Source organism: Streptomyces sp. GbtcB7, assembly GCF_019091445.1.
GTDB classification, from domain to species: domain Bacteria; phylum Actinomycetota; class Actinomycetes; order Streptomycetales; family Streptomycetaceae; genus Streptomyces; species Streptomyces mirabilis.
Window position 1 is genome coordinate 1 of the sequence record NZ_JAGXJM010000569.1, and the last position, 239, is coordinate 239.

1 pseudogene is annotated in these 239 nt (G+C 71.1%); it reads left to right on the forward strand.

Going from position 1 to position 239, the window contains the following annotated elements:
- A pseudogene (locus tag KVT44_RS56855) lies at positions 1-239 on the forward strand (glucose-6-phosphate dehydrogenase); the annotation flags it as partial.

A 239-nucleotide genomic window follows, 5' to 3' on the forward strand; every position in this document is an offset into this window, starting at 1 on the left:
CGCGACACCGTCCGCGGGCAGTACGCGGCCGGCTGGCAGGGCGGCGAGAAGGCCGTCGGCTATCTCCAGGAAGACGGTATCGACCCCAAGTCGAAGACCGACACCTACGCCGCGATCAAGGTGGAGGTCGACAACCGCCGCTGGGCGGGCGTCCCCTTCTACCTGCGCACCGGCAAGCGGCTCGGCCGCCGCGTCACCGAGATCGCGGTGGTCTTCCAGCGCGCCCCGCACTCCCCGTT